This is a genomic window from Pseudomonas sp. LAIL14HWK12:I7 (assembly GCF_000483465.1).
Classification (GTDB): Bacteria; Pseudomonadota; Gammaproteobacteria; order Pseudomonadales; family Pseudomonadaceae; genus Aquipseudomonas; species Aquipseudomonas kermanshahensis.
In genome coordinates this window covers 360,749-379,029 of record NZ_AXYZ01000004.1, presented here as the reverse complement: position 1 = coordinate 379,029, position 18,281 = coordinate 360,749, and the positions used below count along the sequence as shown (strand labels likewise).

At 62.0% G+C, this 18,281-nt stretch carries 16 protein-coding genes; 4 read left to right on the top strand and 12 right to left on the bottom strand.

Annotation, left to right across the window (positions count from 1 at the left end; all coding sequences use genetic code 11):
- Positions 1 to 5: 5 nt before the first annotated feature.
- The 7 genes from D886_RS0105660 to puuE form a co-directional block, all read right to left on the bottom strand.
- Entirely contained in the window at positions 6 to 788 is a 783-nt protein-coding gene (locus tag D886_RS0105660) for an outer membrane protein OmpK (RefSeq protein ID WP_027592962.1), read from the bottom strand.
- Between the two features lie 353 nt (positions 789 to 1,141).
- The gene (locus D886_RS0105655; protein WP_027592961.1) at positions 1,142 to 1,927 is read right to left on the bottom strand and encodes an outer membrane protein OmpK; all 786 of its coding nucleotides are present in this window, start codon (positions 1,925 to 1,927) and stop codon (positions 1,142 to 1,144) included.
- A gap of 143 nt (positions 1,928 to 2,070) precedes the next feature.
- On the bottom strand, positions 2,071 to 3,426 hold the full coding sequence (locus tag D886_RS0105650) for a nucleobase:cation symporter-2 family protein (protein ID WP_027592960.1): 1,356 nt from the start codon (positions 3,424 to 3,426) through the stop codon (positions 2,071 to 2,073).
- Positions 3,427 to 3,588: 162 nt separating this feature from the next.
- Positions 3,589 to 4,905: a urate hydroxylase PuuD gene (locus D886_RS0105645; protein WP_027592959.1), complete on the bottom strand. Its 1,317-nt coding sequence runs from the start codon at positions 4,903 to 4,905 to the stop codon at positions 3,589 to 3,591.
- A 43-nt stretch (positions 4,906 to 4,948) separates the two neighbouring features.
- Complete coding sequence (locus D886_RS0105640; RefSeq protein WP_027592958.1) at positions 4,949 to 5,452, bottom strand: ureidoglycolate lyase; 504 nt, start codon at positions 5,450 to 5,452, stop codon at positions 4,949 to 4,951.
- 49 nt (positions 5,453 to 5,501) lie between these two features.
- Positions 5,502 to 6,017 (bottom strand): 2-oxo-4-hydroxy-4-carboxy-5-ureidoimidazoline decarboxylase, encoded by a 516-nt coding sequence (gene uraD, locus D886_RS0105635; protein WP_027592957.1) that lies wholly within the window; start codon positions 6,015 to 6,017, stop codon positions 5,502 to 5,504.
- Complete coding sequence (gene puuE, locus D886_RS0105630) at positions 6,017 to 6,943, bottom strand: allantoinase PuuE (RefSeq protein WP_027592956.1); 927 nt, start codon at positions 6,941 to 6,943, stop codon at positions 6,017 to 6,019. The genes uraD and puuE overlap by 1 nt, the downstream gene beginning before the upstream one ends.
- A gap of 375 nt (positions 6,944 to 7,318) precedes the next feature.
- Here puuE and uraH point away from each other — a divergent pair, with 375 nt between their 5' ends.
- Complete coding sequence (gene uraH / locus D886_RS0105625; RefSeq protein ID WP_027592955.1) at positions 7,319 to 7,672, top strand: hydroxyisourate hydrolase; 354 nt, start codon at positions 7,319 to 7,321, stop codon at positions 7,670 to 7,672.
- Between the two features lie 235 nt (positions 7,673 to 7,907).
- Here the strand turns inward: uraH and D886_RS0105620 are convergent, their stop codons facing one another.
- On the bottom strand, positions 7,908 to 9,257 hold the full coding sequence (locus D886_RS0105620) for an NCS2 family permease (protein ID WP_027592954.1): 1,350 nt from the start codon (positions 9,255 to 9,257) through the stop codon (positions 7,908 to 7,910).
- Between the two features lie 281 nt (positions 9,258 to 9,538).
- On the opposite strand from D886_RS0105620, the gene D886_RS0105615 reads away from it, so the two are divergent.
- Together D886_RS0105615 and aqpZ are read left to right on the top strand one after the other, a co-directional pair.
- On the top strand, positions 9,539 to 10,294 hold the full coding sequence (locus D886_RS0105615) for a GntR family transcriptional regulator (RefSeq protein ID WP_027592953.1): 756 nt from the start codon (positions 9,539 to 9,541) through the stop codon (positions 10,292 to 10,294).
- Positions 10,295 to 10,530: 236 nt separating this feature from the next.
- Complete coding sequence (gene aqpZ, locus D886_RS0105610; RefSeq protein ID WP_027592952.1) at positions 10,531 to 11,229, top strand: aquaporin Z; 699 nt, start codon at positions 10,531 to 10,533, stop codon at positions 11,227 to 11,229.
- Here aqpZ and guaD read toward each other — a convergent pair.
- The 4 genes from guaD to xdhA form a co-directional block, all read right to left on the bottom strand.
- The gene (gene guaD / locus D886_RS0105605; RefSeq protein WP_027592951.1) at positions 11,226 to 12,530 is read right to left on the bottom strand and encodes a guanine deaminase; all 1,305 of its coding nucleotides are present in this window, start codon (positions 12,528 to 12,530) and stop codon (positions 11,226 to 11,228) included. The two genes, aqpZ and guaD, sit on opposite strands and share 4 nt — an antisense overlap.
- A gap of 10 nt (positions 12,531 to 12,540) precedes the next feature.
- Entirely contained in the window at positions 12,541 to 13,386 is an 846-nt protein-coding gene (gene xdhC, locus D886_RS0105600) for a xanthine dehydrogenase accessory protein XdhC (RefSeq protein ID WP_027592950.1), read from the bottom strand.
- Positions 13,387 to 13,506: 120 nt separating this feature from the next.
- On the bottom strand, positions 13,507 to 15,906 hold the full coding sequence (xdhB, locus tag D886_RS0105595) for a xanthine dehydrogenase molybdopterin binding subunit (protein WP_027592949.1): 2,400 nt from the start codon (positions 15,904 to 15,906) through the stop codon (positions 13,507 to 13,509).
- On the bottom strand, positions 15,899 to 17,353 hold the full coding sequence (xdhA, locus tag D886_RS0105590; RefSeq protein ID WP_027592948.1) for a xanthine dehydrogenase small subunit: 1,455 nt from the start codon (positions 17,351 to 17,353) through the stop codon (positions 15,899 to 15,901). Before xdhA ends, xdhB begins: the two co-directional genes overlap by 8 nt.
- 267 nt (positions 17,354 to 17,620) lie before the next feature.
- On the opposite strand from xdhA, the gene D886_RS0105585 reads away from it, so the two are divergent.
- Positions 17,621 to 18,280 carry a GntR family transcriptional regulator gene (locus D886_RS0105585; RefSeq protein ID WP_027592947.1) on the top strand — a complete coding sequence of 220 codons (660 nt, stop codon included), beginning with the start codon at positions 17,621 to 17,623 and terminating at the stop codon, positions 18,278 to 18,280.
- Position 18,281 lies beyond the last annotated feature (1 nt).

Here is an 18,281-nt window from a genome sequence, read left to right as displayed (position 1 = left end):
GCGGCTTAGAAGTGTACTTTTACCAAGAAGCTCGCTGTGTTTTGGTCAGTGGTAAAGGCATCGGAGTCCTTGATGCCGTATTTGTTCTTCCAGTAATCGTATTCAAAACCGACATACAGTTGCTTCTCACCCAGGTGCAACGCCTTGCCCAGGTCATATTTGACCTGTGGGTTGAAGTGCAGGTTGGCTTGGTAGGTGCCGCGACGGTTCTCGTCGTTGTCCACGACCCAGTCCATGAAGCCGTCGATGAGGATGTCGGATGAGCCGACTGGAATGGTGTAGGACCAGACCGGGGTAATCTGCCAGACGTTGTCACCCGCGCGGCTGCCGTCGGTGGTGCGCTGGTAGAAGTTCAGCTGGAAGTAGTCGAAGCCTGGGATGTCCAGGTCGAAGCCCGGGCCGATCAGGTAGGACTCGGTATCACCCTCGCCGAACTCGTAGGTCATCGCCAGCAGCACGTCCTTGACCGGGCCGAACGCCAGCTTCTGGTCGAAGATCTTGCCAAACGACAGGCGTGGGCTGATTTCACCGTAGTAGGTGTTGGGGCCGTTACCCGCGTCTTTCTTGCCTTGGTAGAAGATCTTGTCGACGAAAATGAAGTTGTCGCCGTACTTCCAGCCATCGGCGTGCTCGAAGGTCACGGTTTGCTGGATTTCGGGGTTGACCTTGAAGTTCTTGCCCCACAGGTAGGTGAGGCTGTTGTTCTGCCACTGCAGCAGGTCGCCGCCGAAGGTGGTGCCGCAGGCCAGCAGGCCGCCGGCGAGGATCAGGCTGTTGATGGTACGCATTGCGAGTGTCGCTCCCTTGATTGATCTGTTGTCAGCGCTCGGTGTTGGCGCTGTTTTTGTCTTTTGAGTCAGCTTTTTTCGATAGGCCACAGCTGTTTGGCAAGAGCTGAGCCAACTTTTCCGGGCTGGCACAACCTTCCTGCTCGACTTCGTTCTGAACGGATGAAAAGGGTCTTTCAGGCTGGCAACACGTTGGCCAACCGCCCGTATTCATTGACTGAGCGGTCAGTAAACGCAGGCAGAATCCGTTCTGCCCTGATCGAGGGGGCGCGCAGATTACTGGCTTGCGCGCCGGTCCTCAAGTGCTCCGTCCTGGAGCGGTGTGAATCAAACTTGTGCGTTTGGTCAGGTTATTAGAAATGGACTTTGATCAGGGCGCTTGCAACGCTCTGGTTGCTGTCCACATTGCCGCGGCTGTCGATGCCGTATTTGTCCTTCCAGTAGCTGTATTCAAAGCCCACGTACAACTGCTTGGCACCCAGGTTCAGGGCCTTGCCCAGGTCGTATTTGACCTGCGGGTTGAACTGCAGGTTGGCGTGGTAGGTGCCACGGCGGGTCTGGTCGTTGTCCACGACCCAGTCCATGTAGCCGTCGATGAGGATGTCGGACCTGCCCACGGGAATGGTGTACGACCAGGCCGGGGTGATCTGCCAGACGTTGTCGCCGGGGCGGCTGCCCTCGGTGTTGCGCACGTAGAAGTTTAAGGTGAAGTAGTTGAAGCCGGGGACGGCCAGGTCGAAGCCGGGGCCGATCAAGTAAGCCTCGTTGTCGCCTTCGCCACGCTCGTAGGTCATGGCGATGAGCACGTCTTTGATCGGGCCGAACTCAAACGTGTGGCCGGTCATCTTGCCAAGCGACAGGCGCGGGCTGAACTCACCGTAGTAGGTGGTCCCGCCTTTGCTGCGGTCGGCCTTGCCGTTGTAGAAAATCTTGTCGACGAACATGAAGGTGTCGCCGTACTTCCATTTGTTGGCGTGCTCGAACGTGATGGTCTGCTGAATATCAGGGTTGACCTTGAAGTCCTTGCCGTACAGGTAGCTCAGGCTTTCGCCGTGCCATTGCAGCCATTCGCCTGCATGCGAGGGGAGGGTGGCCAGCAGGCTGCTGCCCAATAACAGGGACGTGGTGATGCGCTTCATGTCGTGATTCCCGGACTTATTGTTTTTGTTGGCGGTTTTTTTAGCGCGCAGGGGCGCCCCGAGCGGCCCATTCCGGCGGGCCGACGGTGTAGCGGTTACTGCGGGTGTGAGTCAGGGGCGGCCATTGCGCCGCCCCCTCTGGCTCAGTGCTGGTGACAGGCGTCGTTATGCGCCGCGCGGTCGGCACCCCCGAGGATGTTGAACAGCACGTTCAACACCAGGGCGCTGACCGTGGCCATGGCGATGCCACTGTGGGTGATCGGTTCCATCCACTGCGGCATCTGTGCGAAGAACTCCGGGCGTACCACGGGGATCAGCCCGAAACCGACACTCACCGCAACCAGCAGCTGGTTGCGACGGTCGCCAATGTCTGCTTCCTGAAGGATCTTGATCCCGGTGGCGGTGACCATGCCGAACATGGCGATGGACGCGCCGCCCAGTACCGCAGGCGGGATCGAAGCAATCAGGAAGGCCGCTTTGGGCAGCAGGCTGAGCAGGATCAACAGCGCACCGGCCACCACGGTGACGTAGCGGCAGCGTACCCCGGTCATCTGCACCAGGCCGATGTTCTGGGCGAACGAGGAGTGGGTGAAGGTGTTGAAGAAGCCCGCGACAAACGACGCGCCGGCATCGCACAGCAGGCCGCGACGCAGCATGCCAGGCGTGACTTCACGATCGGTCACCTTGCCCAGGGCGAGGAACATGCCCGTGGACTCGACGAAGATGATCACCACCACCAGGCACATCGACAGGATCGGTGCCAGGCTGAAGGTCGGCATGCCGAAGTGCAGTGGGGTGACCACTTGCAGCCACGGTGCGTCTTTCAGGCCGGTCAGGTCGACCATGCCGATGGAGCCGGCCAGGATGTAACCCAGGCCCATGCCGACCAACACCGAAACGTTGACCCAAAAGCCACGCATGAAGCGGTTGATGAGCAGGATCACGGCCAGTACCAGGCCTGCGACCATCAGGTAGATGGGCGAGCCGAAGGCTTCTGCCTCATGGCCGCCACCGGCCCAGTTGACCGCGACCGGGAACAGCGACAGGCCGATCGAGGTGATGACGGTACCGGTAACCAGGGGCGGGAAGAAGCGTACGACCTTGGACATGAACGGCGCGATCAGCATGCCGAAGAACCCGGCGGCGATGGTCGCGCCGAAGATCCCCTGCAGGCCGACGCCGGGCATGCCGGCCATGGCCACCATGCTGCCGACGGCAGCGAAGCTGGCGCCCATCATCACGGGCATGCGGATGCCCACCGGGCCGATACCGAACGACTGGATGATTGTAGCGACGCCTGCGACCAGCAGGTCGGCGTTGATCAGGAAGGCGACTTCTTCACGGGACAATCCGGCGGCTTGGCCAATGATCAAAGGCACGGCAATCGCGCCTCCGTACATCAACAGCACATGTTGCAGGCCTACCAGGATCAGTTGGAACAGGGGCAGAGGCTGACGCGGCGGCGCAACGGGAATGTACGCCTTGCGTGACTCGGACATGCAGCACCTCGAGTTTTGTTTTTATTCTCGGATCCAAGCGCCAGGCTGCAGGCCTGGCGCTCGATGCTTGCTGGTTGCGTATTGCCTTGAAACAGAGGCCGGACAGGCCGGCCTCTTCGCGGGTAAACCCGCTCCCACCGGGAGCGGTGTGTGCCCGATGGGTCAGTTGACCGGGGCGCCTTTGGCGATCCAGTCACCGACGAGCTTGCGCTCTTCGGTGGTCATCTGGGTGATGTTGCCCAGCGGCATGATCTGGCTGGCGACCGCTTGCGCCTGGATGCGCGCGGCTTGGGCCTGGATCTGCTGCGGGGTGTCGAACATCACGCCGGCAGGGGCGGCGCTGAACAGTGGGCTGGTCGGCTTGGACGAGTGGCACACGGTGCAGCGTTCCTGGATGACATTGTGGATCTTGTCGAAGCTGTCGCCGCTTGCCTGGGCAGTGGCTGGCGCCGGTGCCGCAGGGGCTTCGGCGGGCTTGCTGGCCTCCTCGGCGCGCAGCTCGGCAGCCGTCTTGCCGCCGACGGCGGTGGCGGGCAGCGGCTGGTACTCGATCTTCGCGGCGGCTTGCTCTGGGCTGACGGCCATCGGCTTGGGGCCGGTAACGTAGGCCAGGCAGATCATCGCCAGGGCGCCGACGGGCAGGGTCCAGGCGTACTTGCTGCTGTCATGACGGGTGTTGAAGTAGTGACGGATCAATACCGCCGCCACTGCAATGCCGGCCAGGATCAGCCAGTTGTACTGGCTACCGTAGGTGCTCGGGAAGTGGTTGCTGATCATGATGAACAGCACCGGCAGGGTGAAGTAGTTGTTGTGACGCGAACGCAGCAGGCCTTTGGCCGGCAGGCGTGGGTCAGGCGTGGTGTTGTTCTCGATCGCTGCCACCAGCTGGCGCTGGGCCGGCATGATGATGCGGAACACGTTGCCGACCATGATGGTGCCGATGATCGCGCCGGTGTGCAGGTATGCGCCACGGCCGCTGAATACCAGGCTGAAGCCCCAGCACGCAGCGATGATCAGCACGAACAGCACGCCACCCAGCAATGCCGGGCGCTTGCCCAGCGGCGAGTCGCAGAGCAGGTCGTAGATGAACCAGCCGGCCACCAGCGAACCGATACCAATGGCCACGCCCTCGGCACCGCTCAGGGTGCTGCCAGGGGCCAGCAGGTACAGGGTCGGGTTCCAGTAGAACACCACGCACAGCAAGGCGATACCGGACATCCAGGTGAAGTAGGCTTCCCATTTGAACCAATGCAGGTTCTCGGGCATTTTCGGGGGTGCCAGCTTGTACTTTTCAAGGTGATAGATACCACCGCCGTGGATGGCCCAAAGGTCACCCGACAGCCCGTCACGCGGATTGCTCCGGTTCAGGTTGTTTTCCAGCCAGACGAAGTAGAACGATGCACCGATCCAGGCGACACCGGTGATCATGTGAACCCAGCGAATGCTCAGGTTCAGCCATTCGTGAAGGTGTGCTTCCACAGTATGTACCTCTGCCGATCACCTTACGATGATCGACCTTTTCTTATTGGTGGGGATTGAGGATCAGCATCTGTTCCTCGGTGAAGTAATGCTCATCGCAGTTGTTGCCAGAACCACTGCGATCAACCACCAGGAAATCATCCCGCTTTTCGATCGTAAGCACCGGGTGGTGCCAAACGCCGCGATGGTAATTGATGCCCTGCCTACCGTTACTGCGGAAGGCGCGGACCAAGCCTGATACAGGTGCATCGCCAACGGGCGCGACCACGATCAGAAAGGGGTTGCCGAGCAGCGGGATGAAAGCCTGGCTGCCCAGCGGATGGCGTTCCAGCATGCGTACGGTCAGCGGCATGTCCAGCGCGTCGGCGCGGAAGATGCTGATGATCGCTTTGTCTTCAGGCTCGGCGGTTTCGACCGTGGCGAGCTTGTGAAAGCGCATGGTCGAGCCGTTGTTGATCATGAAGTGGTCGCTGCCATCGGTTTCGATCACGTCACCGAAGGGGGCGAAGGCTTCTTTGGTCAGGGGCTCGATCATCAGGGTGCGCATGCGGTTATCTCTTCTATTGTTCGTTTTCTGAATGAGGTTCGGCTGTTGCTTACAGCTGCAGCAGACGGAACAGGGCGATCAGGTTGATCTGCGCCAGGGCTTCCTTGAATTCGGCATCCGCGTCGTTGTGGATGCGTTTCTCGAAAGCGGCGAGGATCTGGTGCCGGTTGCTGCCCTTCACGGCCATGATGAAGGGGAACTGGAACTTGGCCTTGTAGGCGTCGTTGAGCTCGGTGAAACGGGCGAACTCTTCGGCGGTGCACTGGTGGATACCGGCACCGGCCTGCTCGTTGGTGCTCGATTCGGTCAGCTCGCCCTGGATGGCGGCTTTGCCGGCCAGGTCCGGGTGAGCGTTGATCAGCGCCAGCTGGTCGGCGTGGTTGGCGCTGAGCAGGATGTCGCTCATGCGCTGGTGCAGCACTTCGATCTCGTCCAGCTCGCTCAGGTTGCCCAGGCCATAGGCTTTTTCAGCGACCCACGGCGAGTGCTCGTAGATGTCGGCGAAGGCGGCGACGAAGGCGTCGCGGCCCAGGGTCGATGGCGTGAGGGTCTTGAAAGCGGTCATCAGGCGTTCTCTTTCTTGTACGGGTGGGTGGTGTGCCAGTGGCGGGCGATGTCCGCGCGACGGGCGAACCAGACCTGGTCATGGCTCTTGGCGTAGTCGACGAAGCGCTTGAGCGCGGCCAGGCGCGCCGGGCGGCCGACCAGCCGGCAGTGCAGGCCGATGGAGAGCATCTTCGGCGCTTCGGCGCCTTCGGCGTACAGCACATCGAAGGCGTCCTTGAGGTACTGGAAGAACTGCTCGCCGCAGTTGAAGCCTTGTACCTGGGTGAAACGCATGTCGTTGGTGTCCAGGGTGTAGGGGATCACCAGGTGCGGCTTGCCGGTGGGGTTGTTCGGCTCCCAGTAGGGCAGGTCGTCGTCGTAGGTGTCGCTGTCATAGAGGAAACCACCTTCCTCCATCACCAGGCGGCGGGTATTCGGGCCGGTGCGGCCGGTGTACCAGCCCACAGGGCGCTCGCCGGTCAGTTCGGTGAGGATGCGGATGGCTTCGAGCATGTGCTCGCGCTCTTGGGCCTCGTCCATGTTCTGGTAGTCGATCCAGCGGTAGCCGTGGCTGCAGATCTCGTGGCCGGCTTCGACCATGGCGCGGATCACATCCGGGTGGCGCTGGGCGGCCATGGCCACGGCGAACACGGTCAGCGGTACGCCGCTGTCCTTGAACAGCTTGAGCAGGCGCCACACGCCAGCACGGCTGCCATACTCGTACAGCGACTCCATGCTCATGTTGCGTTGGCCCTGCAACGGCTGGGCGGCGACCATCTCGGACAGGAAGGCTTCGGACTCTTTGTCACCGTGCAGGATGTTGCGCTCGCCACCTTCTTCGTAATTGAGGACGAAAGACAGGGCAATGCGGGCGTTGCCCGGCCATTGCGGGTGAGGTGGGTTGTTGCCGTAACCGATCAGGTCGCGAGGATAGTCAGCGCTCACTGCAGTCTTCCTTCTTGTGTGTTAGTGCGGGGTGGGCGGGCCGCGTCGGTATGTCGCACCACCGGATGGGCTGATTGTATACAACTTCTGAAATCTTTTGTAAGCCTGTTTTTCCGCATTTCTTCCCTTTTGTCGCTTGAGAATCCCTTGCAATAAACCTGCCTGATTGGTCAGCTAATGACGTTGGCCTCGGCACGGTGCCTGTATTTGCGACTGTTGGCGGGTTTGCCAGGGCCGCGACGGATGGGTTCAAAAAATTGTGTACAATTTGGCGATGGAATGTCTTAATAACGTCATTCCCGCACATCGCAGGCCGGTTGGCGTGATGATGGCCGTGTATTTTTTGCCCACAGATTGAACAAGAGGCGACAAGCAATGGGACGTTTGACCACACACGTACTGGATGCCGCGCATGGCTGCCCGGGCAGCTCGATCAAGGTCGAGTTGTACCGTGTCGAAGGCCAACAGCTGGAGCTGGTGAACACCGCCCTGACCAACAGCGATGGCCGCGTTGATGCGCCGTTGCTGCAGGGTGACGATTACCGCACGGGCGTTTACCAGTTGCAGTTCAGCGCTGGCGATTACTACCGCGCTCGCGGTGTGCAACTGCCGGCCCAGGCGTTTTTGGATGTTGTCGTGCTGCGCTTTGGCATCGACGAGAAACAGGAGCATTACCACGTGCCGCTGCTGATCTCGCCGTACAGCTATTCGACCTATCGCGGAAGCTAGTTGGTCGCTAGAAGAATCTTCGTAGGTCCTTTGGCCCGCTCTCACACTGGCGGGCTTTTTTTCGTCTGGTGTTTTTGTGTTGCCTCAACTGGCCTCTTCGCGGGCGAGCCCGCTCCCACAGAGATCGCGTCGCTCTGCCGGGCAGTGGAGCAAACCTGTGGGTCTTGCCCGCGAAGAGGCCAGTTGAGGCACCAAAAAAGGGCGCCGAGGCGCCCTTTGTGAGTGCAAGTGGGTGTCAGAGGAACACAAACTTGGCAATGAAAATCGCACACAGCACCCACAGGCTGGCCGAGATTTCCTTGTACTTGCCAGTCCCCGCCTTCAGCGCCACATAGGTGATGAACCCCAGGGCAATACCGTCCGCGACCGAGAAGGTCAGCGGCATCATGATCACCGTGACGATCGCCGGAATGCTGTCGGTGGCTTCGTCCCAGTGGATGTGGGCCATGCTGCCCATCATCAGCATCGCTACATAGATCAGCGCACCGGCAGTGGCATAGGCAGGAATCATCCCCGCCAGCGGCGCGAAGAACATCGCGGCGACGAACAGCAGGCCGACCACGACGGCAGTCAGGCCCGTACGGCCACCCGCCGCAACCCCCGCAGCACTTTCCACATAGCTGGTCACTGGCGGTACGCCGACCACGGCACCGAACACGCTCGATGCACTGTCGGCCTTCAACGCCCGCGACAGGTTTTCGATGCAGCCATCCGCTGCCACCAGGTTGGCGCGTTGCGCCACGCCCATCAGGGTGCCGGCGGTGTCGAACATGTGCACGAACAGGAACGCCAGCACCACGCTGATCATGCTGACGTTGAACACGCCGGCCACATCCATGGCCATCCAGGTGGGCGCCAGGCTTGGCGGCATCGACATCACCCCGCCAAATTTCACCAGGCCCAGGCCCCAGCCCGCCAGGGTGACGCCGATGATGCTGATCAGGATCGCGCCGAACACCCGCTTGTAGCTGAGGATGGCAATCGACAGGAAGCACAGCGCCGCCAGCAGTGGACCGGGTTCATGCAGCGATCCCAGTTTGATCAGCGTGGCTGGGCTGTCGACGATGATGCCTGCAGTCTTGAGGCCGATCAGCCCGAGAAACAATCCGACGCCGGCCCCCATTGCATGGCGCAGGCTCAGCGGGATGCTGTTGAGCAGCCACTCGCGCACTTTTGACAAGGTCAGGAACATGAACAGCACACCCGAGACGAACACCGCGCCCAGTGCCGTTTCCCAGTTGTAGCCCATGGTGCCGACCACGGTGTAGGTGAAGAAGGCATTTAGGCCCATGCCAGGCGCCAGGCCCACCGGCCAGTTGGCGTACAGGCCCATCAGCAGGCAGCCCAGCGCGGCGGCAATGCAGGTGGCGACGAACGCCGCGCCGTGGTCGATGCCGGCGTCAGCCATGATGTTGGGGTTGACGAAGATGATGTACGCCATGGTGATGAAGGTGGTCACCCCGGCGATCATTTCGGTTTTGACGGTGCTGCCATGTTGCTTGAGTTTGAAAATCCGCTCCAGCCAGCTCGTTTCGAGCGGTGGGGCGAGATCCAGCGTAGGGGCTTCGGATTTGCGGCTTTCCACAGCGGGTACTCCTCAAGTCTTTCTTGTTGTTTTGGAGCCATTGTCCTGCGCTTGCACTTGGCGGCTCCGCGAGGGAAGGCAGACGCCTGACCGTTTTGTTGACTTATGGGTCAGGAAGTTGCACGGTGGATTATGCTTTTGTGTACAAAGAAAGCAAATAATGTTTTATCTTTTGTGTGCGCAATGCGTCGTACAACGGCTATATAGGTAAAAGGCCACCTGCAGAAACGGCTCAGCCTGTGTACAATGGCGCCATACTTTCCTTCGTGCCTCGAGAGCCCATGAACGAACAGCTGCAACCTCTGAAAAAACCTGTGCGCGCTGGCAAGGCCGGCCGCAGCGGTACCCAGGACGACATCGTCTACGCGCATATTTTCGAGGCGATCCTCGAACAGCGTCTGGCGCCGGGCACCAAGTTGAGCGAGGAAGCGCTGGGCGAGATCTTTGGCGTCAGCCGCACCATCATCCGTCGCGCCTTGTCGCGCCTGGCCCACGAAAGTGTGGTGCTGCTGCGGCCCAACCGCGGTGCGGTGGTGGCCAGCCCGACGGTGGAAGAGGCACGCCAAGTATTCTTCTCGCGGCGCATGGTCGAACGCGCCATCACCGAACTGGCCGTGCAGCACGCCACCCTCGAGCAGCTCAACGAGCTGCGTCAGATGGTGCGTGAGGAACGTGACAGCTTCTCCCGTGGTGACCGCGGCGCGGGCATCCGCCTGTCTGGCGAATTCCACTTGAAGCTGGCCGAGGCGGCGGGTAATGCGCCGTTGGTCAGTTTCCAGCGCAGCCTGGTGTCGCAGACCTCGCTGATCATTGCCCAGTACGAAAGCGGCAACCGCTCGCATTGCTCGTACGACGAGCACATGCAGCTGATCGATGCCATCGAAGCGCGTGACGCCGAGCAGGCGGTGAGCCTGATGATGCATCACATGGACCACATCGACAGCAAGCTGAACCTGGACGAAGAAAGTGCCTCGGACGATCTGCATGCGGTGTTTTCGCATCTGTTGAAAAAGCCCAAGGTTGCTGCCAAGGGTTGATCGTTTGCTTGTATGAACTAGGGGGCCGCGTTGCGGCCCATTCGCAGCACAAGGCTGCTCCTACAGGGGTTACACAATCCTTTGTAGGAGCAGCCTTGTGCTGCGAATGGGGCGCAACGCGGCCCCTGGTCGTTACTGGCCATAAACCAAACGTCTGCTAAATTCTTGTGAGCAAACCTTCATCAAGCAGTTGGGCTTGCGCATTCGTTGCGTTCAACTTCTTGAGGAAAGGGTTCATGAGCATGTCCCTCGGTACACGCATGGGGGCCGAACTGATCGGCACCTTCTGGCTGGTCCTCGGTGGCTGCGGCAGTGCGGTAATCGCAGCCAGTTCCCCGCTTGGCATCGGCGTTCTCGGTGTCGCCTTCGCGTTTGGCCTCACTGTCCTGACCATGGCGTTCGCCATCGGTCACATCTCTGGCTGTCATCTCAACCCCGCCGTGTCGTTCGGGCTGGTGGTGGGCGGGCGTTTCCCTGCCAAAGAACTACTGCCCTACGTTATCGCCCAGGTGATCGGCGCCATCCTTGCGGCAGCGGTGATCTATTTCATCGCCAGCGGCAAAGCCGGTTTCGAGTTGTCATCGGGGTTGGCGTCGAACGGCTACGCCGATCACTCGCCCGGCGGTTATTCGCTGGGGGCGGGGTTTGTCAGTGAGGTGGTGATGACGGCGATGTTCCTGGTGGTGATCATGGGGGCCACCGATGCCCGCGCCCCGGCAGGCTTTGCGCCGATTGCCATCGGCCTGGCCCTGACCCTGATCCACCTGATCTCGATCCCGGTGACCAATACCTCGGTCAACCCCGCGCGTAGCACGGGGCCGGCACTGTTCGTCGGTGGCTGGGCCCTGCAGCAGCTGTGGCTGTTCTGGCTGGCGCCGCTGATCGGGGCAGCGATCGGCGGCGCGTTGTACCGGGGCCTGGCGAAAGAGCCTTAGCGCTGGTGCACGCAACGCCCAGCGGCGTAGGTTTCGCGCACAGTGCGGTCATCGCCCAGGGTGGTGAGCACGAACAAGGTCTCTTCGATGCTGTTGGACTGCTGAATACGGTAGTCCAACAGCGGCGTGGCCTTGTAGTCGAGCACCACGAAGTCGGCATCGTTGCCGGCGCGCAGGCTACCAATGCGGTCGTCCAGGCGCAGTGCGCGGGCGCCGCCGAGGGTGGCCAGGTACAGCGACTTGTACGGGTGCAGGCGTGCGCCCTGCAGTTGCATGACCTTGTACGCCTCGTTCAGTGTGTTGAGCAGCGAGAAGCTGGTGCCGGCGCCCACGTCGGTGCCCAGGCCAACGTTGACCTTGAAGCGCTCGGCCTGGGGCAGGTTGAACAAACCGCTGCCCAGGAACAGGTTGGAGGTCGGGCAGAAGGCCACGGCCGAGCCGGTTTCGGCCAGGCGCTGGCACTCGTCGTCGCACAGGTGCACGCCGTGGGCGAACACCGAGCGCTCGCCCAGCAGCTCGAAGTGGTCATAGACGTCCAGGTAGCCTTTCTGCTCGGGGAACAGCGACTTGACCCAGTCGATCTCCTTGAGGTTCTCCGACAGGTGCGTGTGCAGGTACACGCCCGGGTGCTCCTTGAGCAATTGGCCGGCCAGGGTCAGTTGCGCTGGAGTGCTGGTCGGTGCGAAACGCGGGGTGACCGCATAGTGCAGGCGGCCCTTGCCGTGCCAGCGCTCAATCAGTGCCTTGCTTTCGGTGTAACCAGACTCGGCCGTGTCAGTCAGGTAATCAGGGGCATTGCGGTCCATCATCACCTTGCCGGCGATCATCCGCAGGTCGAGCCGTTCGGCTTCTTCGAACAGGGCGTTGACCGACTCCGGGTGCACGCTGCCGAACACCAGGGCCGTGGTGGTGCCGTTGCGCAGCAGTTCCTTGAGGAAGATTTTCGCGACCTGGTCAGCGTGGCCCTTGTCGGCGAACTGTTTTTCGCACGGGAAGGTGTAGGTGTTGAGCCAGTCCAGCAGCTGTTCGCCGTAGGAGCCGATCATGCCGGTCTGTGGGAAGTGAATATGGGTATCGATGAAGCCCGGGGTGATCAGGGCATCCTGGTAATGCACCACGTCGATACCGGCATCCAGGGTCGGCAGCAGCTCGCTGGCGTGGCCGATGGCGCTGATGCGGCCATCGTCGACCACCAGCAGGCCGTCTTCGTAGTATTCATGGGAGGCCTCCAGGCCGACCTCGGCCGGGTCGGCGATGCTGTGCAGGATGGCGGCACGGTAGGCTTTGCGGGTTGCGGTCATAAAGCGCTCGTCAAATGGCTTGGCTGCGCCGGGAGGGCGGCAGCAACTGGGCAATGGGGCCGGCGTTGGCGGCAGCGTCATGCTGGCCGAAGCAGGCGTTGTAGGTGGCAATGACTTCCGCGGCGATGGACACGGCGATCTCGATCGGCAGCTTGCCCTTGACCTCGGCAATGCCCATGGGGCAGCGCATGCGGGCCATGACGGCAGCGTCGTAGCCGCGCTCGCGCAGGCGGTGCTCGAACTTGGCCCGTTTGGTCTTCGAGCCGATCAGGCCGAACCAGGTGAAATCGTTGCGCTTGAGAATGGCGGCGGTCAGTTCCAGGTCGAGCTGGTGGTTATGGGTCATGACGATGCAATAGCAACCGGCTGGCAGCTCGGCCACTTCATCGACCGGCTCCTCGTTGACCACCTTGGTCACCCCAGGGGGGATGAGCTCGGGGAATTCCTGATCGCGCGAATCGATCCAGCGCACCCGGCAGGGCAGCGCGGCGAGCAAGGGTACCAGAGCGCGGCCGACATGGCCCGCACCGAACACCGCGATCTGCGCCTGCACTGCGGCCATCGGTTCGAACAGCAGCACGGTGACGCCGCCGCAGCACTGGCCGAGGCTGGCACCGAGGCTGAAGCGCTCCAGGTGCGGGGTGGTGCGTTGTGCTTCGAGCATCTGCCGGGCGATGTGCAGGGCCTTGTATTCCAGGTGGCCGCCGCCGATGGTGTCGAACAGCGCGGTGGCACTGACGACCATTTTCGAGCCGGCGTTGCGCGGGGTAGAGCCGCGTTCCTCGATGATGGTGACCAGTACGCAGGGTTCGCCACGGGACTGGTGGTCGGCGAGGGCGTTGATCCATTGGTGCATGATTCAACCTCTCTTGAAGGCTGACATTGTCCTTGTGGGAGCGGGCTTGCCCCGCGAATGCGGCAGTGGCCACACCCTCGTATTCGCGGGGCAAGCCCGCTCCCACAGGGTTACGCGATGTCAGTGAGTCACGGTTTCCAGTTCTTGTTCGGCAAATTGCTGCTGAGCCACTTCCTTGCGCATCTGCTCACAGCCCCACAACACGCGCTCCGGGGTCGCCGGTGCGTCGATGTTCGGCTGCACGCGGTAGTCGGCCAAGCTCGCCACGGCGTCCTTGATCGCACACCAGGCGGCGATGCCGAGCATGAACGGCGGCTCGCCCACGGCCTTGGAATGGAACACGGTGTCCTCCGGGTTCTTGCGGTTTTCCACCAGCTTCACGCGCATGTCCAGCGGCATGTCGGCTACTGCCGGGATCTTGTAGCTGGCCGGGCCGTTGGTCATCAGTTTGCCCTTGGCATTCCACACCAGTTCCTCGGTGGTCAGCCACCCCATGCCCTGGATGAAGCCGCCTTCGACCTGGCCGATGTCGATGGCCGGGTTCAGCGAGTCGCCCACGTCATGCAGGATGTCGGCGCGCAGCATCTTGTACTCGCCGGTCAGCGTGTCGACGATCACTTCCACGCAGGCCGCGCCAAAGGCGAAGTAATAGAACGGCCGGCCGCGGGCCTGGCTGCGGTCGTAGAAGATTTTCGGCGTGCGGTAGAAGCCGGTGCTCGACAGCGACACCTGGGCGAAGTACGCCTGCTGCACCAGTTGCTCGAAGCTGACGATCTGGTCGCGCACGCGCACATGGCCATTGCGGAACTCGACGTCCTCTTCGGTCACCTGGTAGTGCCGCGCGGCGAATTCGGTCAGGCGCTTCTTGAGAATCTCGGCGGCGTTTTGCGCTGCCTTGCCGTTCAGGTCGGCGCCGCTGGAGGCCGCGGTTGGCGAAGTGTTGGGCACCTTGTCGGTGTTGGTGGCGGTGATCTGGATACGGTCGAAATCGACCTGGAAGATCTGCGCCACCACCTGGGCGACTTTGGTATTCAGGCCCTGGCCCATCTCGGTGCCGCCGTGGTTCAGGTGGATGCTGCCGTCGGTGTAAATGTGGATCAGCGCCCCCGCCTGGTTGAGGAAGGTGGCGGTGAACGAGATGCCGAACTTGACCGGAGTCAGCGCCAGGCCCTTCTTGAGGATCGGGCTGTTGGCATTGAACCGGCGGATCGACTCACGGCGTTCGGCGTAATCGCTGCTGGCTTCCAGGTCGGCGGTCATCTCGTCGAGCATGTTGTGCTCGACGGTCTGGTAGTAGTGGGTGACGTTGCGCTCGGTCTTGCCGTAATAGTTGGCTTTGCGCACGGCCAGCGGGTCACGGCCCAGGTGGCGGGCGATGTGGTCCATCACCTGTTCGATGGCGACCATGCCCTGTGGGCCGCCGAAGCCGCGGTAGGCGGTGTTGGAGGCGGTGTTGGTCTTGCAGCGGTGGCCATGCACGGTGGCATCGCCCAGGTAATAGGCGTTGTCGGAGTGGAACATGGCGCGGTCGACGATTGAGCCGGACAGGTCGGGCGAGTAGCCGCAGTTGCCGGCCAGGTCGAAGTTGATACCGTGCAGGCGGCCGTTGTCATCGAAGCCAACGTCGTACTCGACATAAAACGGGTGACGCTTGCCGGTCATGGTCATGTCTTCGACGCGCGGCAGGCGCATCTTGGTCGGCTGGCCGGTCAGGCGCGCAATGACCGCGCACAGGCAGGCCGGGCTGGCGGCCTGGGTTTCCTTGCCGCCGAAACCACCACCCATGCGGCGCATGTCGAGGACGACCTTGTTCATCGGCACGTCCAGCACCTCGGCCACCAGCTTCTGCACCTCGGTGGGGTTTTGCGTGGAGCAGTAGACGATCATGCCGCCGTCCTCGGTGGGCATCACCGAAGAAATCTGCGTCTCCAGGTAGAAGTGCTCCTGGCCACCGATGTGCAAGGTACCTTGCAGGCGATGCGGAGCACTGGCCAAGGCCGCGGCCGAGTCGCCGCGTTGGTGGGTGTGGCTGTCGAGCACGAAGTGCTTCTTGCGCAACGCTTCGACCACATCCAGTACCGGCTCCAGGTCTTCGTACTCGACGATGGCCGCCATGGCGGCGCGGCGGGCGGTTTCCAGGTCACGGGCGGCCACGGCGAGCACCGGTTGACCAAAGAACTCGACCTTGTCGATGGCCAGCAGCGGGTCACCGGCCACTACTGGGCCGATGTCCTTGAGGCCCGGGATGTCTTCGTGGGTGATGGCGATGCGCACGCCTTCGAAGGCATAGCACGGCGTGGTGTCGATGCGCAGGATGCGCGCATGGGCACGGTCGGCGGTGCGCGCATAGACGTGCAACTGGTTAGGGAATTCGAGGCGGTCATCGATGTACACCGCTTCGCCGGCCACGTGCTTGTCGGCGCTGTCGTGCTTGACGCTGCGGCCGACCCCGGTGGTCAGGTCCTGGCTGAACAGTTCGGCCATCTCGGCCTGGCTCTTGGCTACGTGATGGTTAGACATAAGCGGTCACCCGGGTTTCGATGTACGGCGTTTGCTGTTCGATGAAGTACTTGCGCAGCAGGTTTTGCGCCGTCAGCAGGCGGTATTCCTTGCTGGCGCGGAAGTCGCTGAGCGGGGTGAAGTCTTCGGCCAGGGCCTGGCAGGCGCGCTCGATGCTGGCCTGGTTCCATGGCTTGCCGCGCAGGGCTGCTTCGCAGGCGCGGGCGCGTTTGGGTATCGCGGCCATGCCACCGAAGGCGATACGCACGCCGCTGACCACCCCGTTCTCGATGCTCAGGTTGAACGCTGCGCACACGGCAGAGATGTCGTCATCCAGACGCTTGGACACTTTATAGGCGCGGAAGGCCCAATCCTCACTGGCGCGCGGCACGATGATCTTCTCGATGAACTCGCTGTCCTGGCGCGCGGTGATGCGGTAGTCGATGAAGTAGTCCTCCAGCGCCAGGGTGCGTTGGCGTTCGCCTTGACGCAGCACCACCTGGGCATCCAGGGCGATCAGCAGGGGCGGCGAGTCACCAATCGGCGACGCGTTGCCGATATTGCCGCCCAGGGTGCCCTGGTTGCGGATCTGCAGCGAGGCGAAGCGGTGCAGCAGGTCGCCGAAATCAGGGTACTCGGCGTTGAGCGCCTCGTAGCAGTCAGTGAGCGGGGTGGCTGCGCCGATTTCCAGGTGGCTGGCGGTTTTGTCGATGCGCTTGAGCTCGGCCACATGGCCGACATAGATCATCACCGGCAGGGTCTTGTGGAACTGGGTCACTTCCAGCGCCAGGTCAGTACCACCGGCCAGTAGACGTGCTTCGGGGTGCGAGCTGTACAGGTCGGCCAGGTCGGCCACAGTCAGCGGCACCAGGCAGCGTTTGTCGCCGCTGTTGAGCTCGCCGGTCTGGGTTGGCGCGATGGCCTTGAGGCGGCTGATGGTTTGGGCTTGCTGGGCGTCGAACTGATCGCGGCAAGGCTGGCGGCAGCTTTGCTCGGCGGCATCGAGGATCGGCCGGTAGCCGGTGCAGCGGCACAGGTTGCCGGCCAAGGCTTCCTGGGCCTGATGCACGTCGGCGCCTTGGCTGTTTTTCTGCAGGGCGAACAGCGACATGACAAAGCCTGGGGTGCAGAAGCCGCATTGCGAGCCATGGCAGTCGGCCATGGCTTTTTGCACGCTGTGCAGTTCACCCTGGTGCTTGAGGCCTTCGACGCTGATCAACTGCTTGCCATGCAGTGACGAAACGAACGTCAGGCATGAGTTGAGGCTACGGTAGCGCAGGGTATCCTGGCCTTGGTCGTCCTGGGTCAATTCACCGACCACCACGGTACACGCACCGCAGTCACCGCTGGCGCAGCCTTCCTTGGTGCCGGGTTTGCCCAGGTGCTCGCGCAGGTATTGCAGCACCGTCATGTTAGGGTCCAGGGCGTGCTCATTACGCAGCTCCTGGTTGACGAGAAACTGGATCACGGGGATGGCCTCGCAATGGTTTTATTGTTGTTGGGCGGACAATAAGCAGACCTGACGAACTGGTCAATATTTTTCTGACTCAAAGGTCAGGAAAATGCGTATGTCTACACCCGGCCGAACACATTGCCCATATCACAAGCATAGATCGCGCCGTGCAGGCAGCTGCCTGGCAGGCCAAATAAAGCGCAAGGTCCCTCTGCGCGAGTGCGGGTCAAGTACGCTACAATCCGCCCCTTGTGCCCAGTTCAATGATTTTGAAGGAAAACCATGACGTTCAAGGCCCCGGACAGCCTCTCCGAGCAGATTGCCGATTACCTGGCCGAACGCATTATTCGCGGCGAGCTGGCGCCGGGCGAGCGCATTCAGGAGCAGAAGGTTACCCAGGCGCTGAATGTCAGCCGCGGCTCGGTGCGTGAAGCGCTGTTGATCCTCGAACGTCGCCACCTGGTAGCGATCTTGCCGCGTCGCGGTGCGCATGTGACCAAGCTGGACGAGCGCAGTGTGCGCAGCCTGTGCAACTTGATGGGTGAGTTCTACATCCTGCTGGGCAACGCCGTTGCACAAAAATGGCGCCTGGAGGCCGACTTGCGCCCGTTTCTGGAGATCCAGCAGCGCTTGCAGCATGCCCGCGACCAGCAAGACATCAAGGCCTTCGTCGCCGAAAGCTTCGCCGTCATGCGGGCTGCCTACCCGTTCGCCGACAACCCGTACCTGCAGGAAACCGTCGAAAACCTGCAGCCGGCCATGAGCCGCGCCTACTACCTGGCCCTGGACCAACGCCAGGCCAGCACGGACGACTACCTGGAGCTGTTCGCGCGCCTGCTCGAGGCGGTGGTCGCCCGCGACCTGCCGCGCATTCGCGAGGTGCTCACCGCCTATTGCCAGCGCAGCTGTGAGCTGGTGCTGGCGGCGTTGGCCCGGGCCTGAC

Excerpts from the sequence above, each read along its gene's own strand:
- D886_RS0105660 (WP_027592962.1), bottom strand. The coding sequence starts at position 788 with ATGCGTACCATCAACAGCCTGATCCTCGCCGGCGGCCTGCTGGCCTGC.
- D886_RS0105655 (WP_027592961.1), bottom strand. The coding sequence starts at position 1,927 with ATGAAGCGCATCACCACGTCCCTGTTATTGGGCAGCAGCCTGCTGGCC.
- D886_RS0105650 (WP_027592960.1), bottom strand. The coding sequence starts at position 3,426 with ATGTCCGAGTCACGCAAGGCGTACATTCCCGTTGCGCCGCCGCGTCAG.
- D886_RS0105640 (WP_027592958.1), bottom strand. The coding sequence starts at position 5,452 with ATGCGCACCCTGATGATCGAGCCCCTGACCAAAGAAGCCTTCGCCCCC.
- uraD (WP_027592957.1), bottom strand. The coding sequence starts at position 6,017 with ATGACCGCTTTCAAGACCCTCACGCCATCGACCCTGGGCCGCGACGCC.
- uraH (WP_027592955.1), top strand. The coding sequence starts at position 7,319 with ATGGGACGTTTGACCACACACGTACTGGATGCCGCGCATGGCTGCCCG.
- D886_RS0105615 (WP_027592953.1), top strand. The coding sequence starts at position 9,539 with ATGAACGAACAGCTGCAACCTCTGAAAAAACCTGTGCGCGCTGGCAAG.
- aqpZ (WP_027592952.1), top strand. The coding sequence starts at position 10,531 with ATGAGCATGTCCCTCGGTACACGCATGGGGGCCGAACTGATCGGCACC.
- guaD (WP_027592951.1), bottom strand. The coding sequence starts at position 12,530 with ATGACCGCAACCCGCAAAGCCTACCGTGCCGCCATCCTGCACAGCATC.
- xdhC (WP_027592950.1), bottom strand. The coding sequence starts at position 13,386 with ATGCACCAATGGATCAACGCCCTCGCCGACCACCAGTCCCGTGGCGAA.
- xdhB (WP_027592949.1), bottom strand. The coding sequence starts at position 15,906 with ATGTCTAACCATCACGTAGCCAAGAGCCAGGCCGAGATGGCCGAACTG.
- D886_RS0105585 (WP_027592947.1), top strand. The coding sequence starts at position 17,621 with ATGACGTTCAAGGCCCCGGACAGCCTCTCCGAGCAGATTGCCGATTAC.